3 protein-coding genes are annotated in these 3,686 nt (G+C 41.5%); 1 reads left to right on the forward strand and 2 read right to left on the reverse strand.

What is annotated here, in order from left to right; all coding sequences use genetic code 11:
• Nucleotides 1-62: 62 nt before the first annotated feature.
• Nucleotides 63-1,178, reverse strand: coding sequence for an ABC transporter permease (locus ACFFAP_RS37050; RefSeq protein ID WP_375515877.1), 1,116 nt, complete (start codon nt 1,176-1,178; stop codon nt 63-65).
• A 130-nt stretch (nt 1,179-1,308) separates the two neighbouring features.
• Complete coding sequence (locus ACFFAP_RS37055) at nt 1,309-2,190, reverse strand: Npun_R2479 family HD domain-containing metalloprotein (protein ID WP_375515878.1); 882 nt, start codon at nt 2,188-2,190, stop codon at nt 1,309-1,311.
• Nucleotides 2,191-2,873: 683 nt separating this feature from the next.
• On the opposite strand from ACFFAP_RS37055, the gene ACFFAP_RS37060 reads away from it, so the two are divergent.
• On the forward strand, nt 2,874-3,662 hold the full coding sequence (locus tag ACFFAP_RS37060) for an HlyD family secretion protein (protein WP_375515879.1): 789 nt from the start codon (nt 2,874-2,876) through the stop codon (nt 3,660-3,662).
• The last annotated feature ends 24 nt before the right edge of the window (nt 3,663-3,686 follow it).

Genomic DNA, 3,686 nt, shown 5'->3' on the forward strand with positions numbered 1-3,686 from the left:
CATTTGTTATTTCGGCGAACCCATTTGTTATTTCAGCGACACCATTTACTATTATTGAGGGCTTATCTTCTCAAACTGCGCGGGTCAAGTGCATCTCTGAGCCCATCACCGAGTAAGTTGAATGCTAACACTGTGAGGATAATTAGCACAGCCGGCGGCCAGATTAACCAAGGTTGCAGTACCAAAATTGAAGCATTGCTAGCTAGAGAAAGCATATTGCCCCAAGAAGGGTCTGGTTGTTGAATTCCCAAGCCGATGAGACTTAATATCGCTTCTGCACCAATAAAGCTGGGAATTGCAAGAGTAGCAGAGATAACTACATAACTAGCAGTTTGCGGCAAAACGTGGCGGAGGATGATATAAATTGGGTTCGCGCCCATTGCGCGTGATGCTTGGACAAATTCTCGCTCTTTAATTGATAGTACCTGTCCGCGAATTACCCGTGCTAAACCAGCCCAGCTAATAACCGAAGTAATTACCACAATCAGCAAAAAACGCTGGGTACTGCTTAAACCAGGTGGTAAGACTGCTCCCAAAGTCACCAAAAGATAAATACTAGGGAAAGTCATTAGCACTTCTGCCAAGCGCATGATGACGCTATCAGTCACACCGCCTAAATAGCCGGAAATTCCCCCGATGATCAAACCGAGGGGGTAGGTAATGATAATACCAAAAATCCCGATAAACATACTGATGCGACCGCCATGCAGTAGGCGACTGAATTGGTCGCGGCTTTGGTCATCAGTGCCCAAGATGTTGAAGTTTGCGCCAGTTGTTGTGCCAAATAAATGCCAATTTAAGGGAATACCAGAAAAGATTGTGACTTCATCCCACTTCGGAGGTAGTGGCAAACTCATCTGCAACAATCGGTATTCTGGGCCGGAGACAAATAGACGCAGGGGTGATGGCTTTTTGAAGTCTACAATGAGTTCGCGATCGCCTGTTTCTAAATTCGTGTCTCCCTGAGTCGTGGGATAAACATGGGGCCCGATAAACTGCCCTGACTGAGAAACCCAATGTATCTTAGTTGGTGGCAACAGTGAACCATTGGGCTGTGAGGCGTAGGGGTCATAAGGAGCCACGAAATCAGCTGCAATTACTGCTATGTAGAAAATTAACAGCAAAATTGCCCCAAATCGTGCCAAAGGATTTCTCTTCAGTCGTCGCCACCAATCCATAGTAGTTAGGAGTTAGGAGTTATAAGTTATGAGTTATGAAACTTTTATCTTAATTCATAATTCATGATTAATAATTCTCAACTCTCCACTCCTATACAGACGCGATTAATCGCGTCTCTACTCCTAACTCCTAATTCCCAACTCCTAACTTCTCTAAATACCGTTGTTGTTCTTGCTGTTGTTTCTCGTGTTCCACAACAAACACATTTGAGTAGAGATTAGCCAGAATTTGTTTTCCCTGCTGTGTCAGTGATAGATAATGCAGTCCCTCTTGGATATAAGGATAGACGCCATTCCAGTAAAACTTAGCGTAGTTATTCCGTAAATCAGCAGGGGTTTTATAGCCCAAAACCTTATTTACACCAGTTTCTTCAAACTCGTAAAATAAAGAAGTAATTTTCTTCAGGTAACGTGGGTCGCTTAATTGCCCAATCAAATCAGCAGCACGTACTAAACCCGCAAAGCACTTTGTATCTTGATGATCTTCTGCCGCAGGTACAGGAAATCGAGTCAATTCAATATTGCTCTTAATCGCCTCAGCATCTATTAACTTGTGACCTCCAAAACGCTCATCAATAAAAAGCTTGGCTCTATCAACATGATACGGCGTCAGACTGGCATCAGAAGCGCCAGGAGCTACTGAAATCATTTTGCCATTTTTACCTGTGGCATATAAGTTTGCTGTCTCTCGGTCTTGTCGGCAAACTCCCTTAACGTAGCCAATATCATGAGACACTAAGGAAATGATACAATGCAGCCAGTCTTCACTGGAAACACCGCCTTCCCTAATGTGTTTGCCACGTAAGATTTCTTGCCCCACCAGGGTGACAAGGACTGTGTGTTCAACATTGTGATAAAGGGCGTCGCTATTGGCAATGTTTTCCAAAGCCATGTTACCAGCCCAGGCGATAATGTCCTGATAATCATTTTTGAAGCAGCCGTAGGTGCGACGGTAACCTTCTCGAATTTCATTTACAAAGGCATCAATTAAAATTTCAGTGGCATTGAACATATCTGGTTACTCTGGCTAAATACCAATTATTTATTGATTTGATTGATTTCAAAATTCCATAATCAGGGCCACCCTTGCTGGAATTTAACCTCTTTACTTCTAGGATAGAGGCTTAAAAACCCGATTATTTCATTGATCCTCCCCTCCAAGGGCAGGCTGGGTAGGAAAGGTTCATCAAATTCATGTGAATTTAGGACAATACATTTTGCTCCTTTGTAACTCACGTATAGCTGTGGACGCTAGCTTGTCCTATGCCTAAATTACATGGTAGAGAATGGTTTCCTGATGACACAAAGGCTTCAGAGGAATTATCGATGACGTACAAAAATATTTATTTGATATAACTTTATACATAAAAGGCTGGATTTGAAATTAGATCAATCTAGATTAGCTTCACTAGTTTTTCATATCTAACCATTGGTTGACGGTGATCTAAATACATATAGTGTGTGACCTTGAGTAACTTGATGATATGAGATAATTTTTGTATCATAATTTACATAAACTTTTTAAACCTTTTTTGTTAGTAATTACTTTTAGCAAGCTTGTTTTATTATATACGTTGATATCTAAAAGACATTTACTATGAAATGCGTCATAGTTGATATGAAGTAAATAAACTTCAAGTTTTCTTAAGAAAATACCAAAATTGGTATGCATAGACAGAAAGTGGAGGTAGGACTGTGAGCGATGAAAGTGTTTCAGAAGTCGAGGTGAATAAACCTGTAACATCTGAAAATGCTAGCTTTTTGAGCAAATCACATCAAAAACCAACCAGGGCATGGTTGAAGCCATTGTTACTAGGTGCTGGTTTAGGAATCGCGATCGCCTTTGCTGGGATGGCTGTATTAAATCGTCTTCCATCCCGTCAACAAAGCGCGGTAGCGGATAAAAAAGTTAACCCAGCAATGACAGTTACCATCGCCACAGTAGAAACCGCCCGTGTTTTTCGTACCCTCAAAACTACTGGGACTGTAGCAGCACGCGATTTAATTCCAGTTTTACCGCAGACAAACGGCTTACAAATCAAAAGCATCCCCGAAAATGTAAAAGAAGGGGCTTTTGTTACAAAAGCCCAAGTATTGGCGGTGTTGGATGGTTCCGTATTGCAAAACCAGATTAGCCAAGCCAAAGCAGATATGGAATCAAAACAAGCAGATTTAGCAGCCAAGCAGGCAGATTTGGCATCAAATAAAGCCATAGTCCAGCAAAAACAAGCAGATTTAGCTCAAGCTAAGGCGAAGTTAGAAGAAGCAGTGAAGAATTATCAGCGCTATCAACAACTGGCTGACTCTGGGACGATTAGTAAACAAGAACTCGATACTCGTTCCTACGCTGTGAAAACTGCCACAGAAGTTGTGAATCTATCCCAAGAAAATGTGCGTAGTGCTCAGGCTAATATCGGCAGCGCCCAAGCTATCATCAACAAAGCCAAAGCCGATGTCAAGTCGCTTCTCGAAATTAAAAATTAAAAATATAAAATTAAAAATTGCAAT

This window comes from uncultured Nostoc sp. (genome assembly GCF_964245575.1).
Classification (GTDB): Bacteria; Cyanobacteriota; Cyanobacteriia; order Cyanobacteriales; family Nostocaceae; genus Nostoc.

Coding starts and splice junctions, on each gene's coding strand:
- ACFFAP_RS37050 (WP_375515877.1), bottom strand. CDS start 1,178: ATGGATTGGTGGCGACGACTGAAGAGAAATCCTTTGGCACGATTTGGG.
- ACFFAP_RS37055 (WP_375515878.1), bottom strand. CDS start 2,190: ATGTTCAATGCCACTGAAATTTTAATTGATGCCTTTGTAAATGAAATT.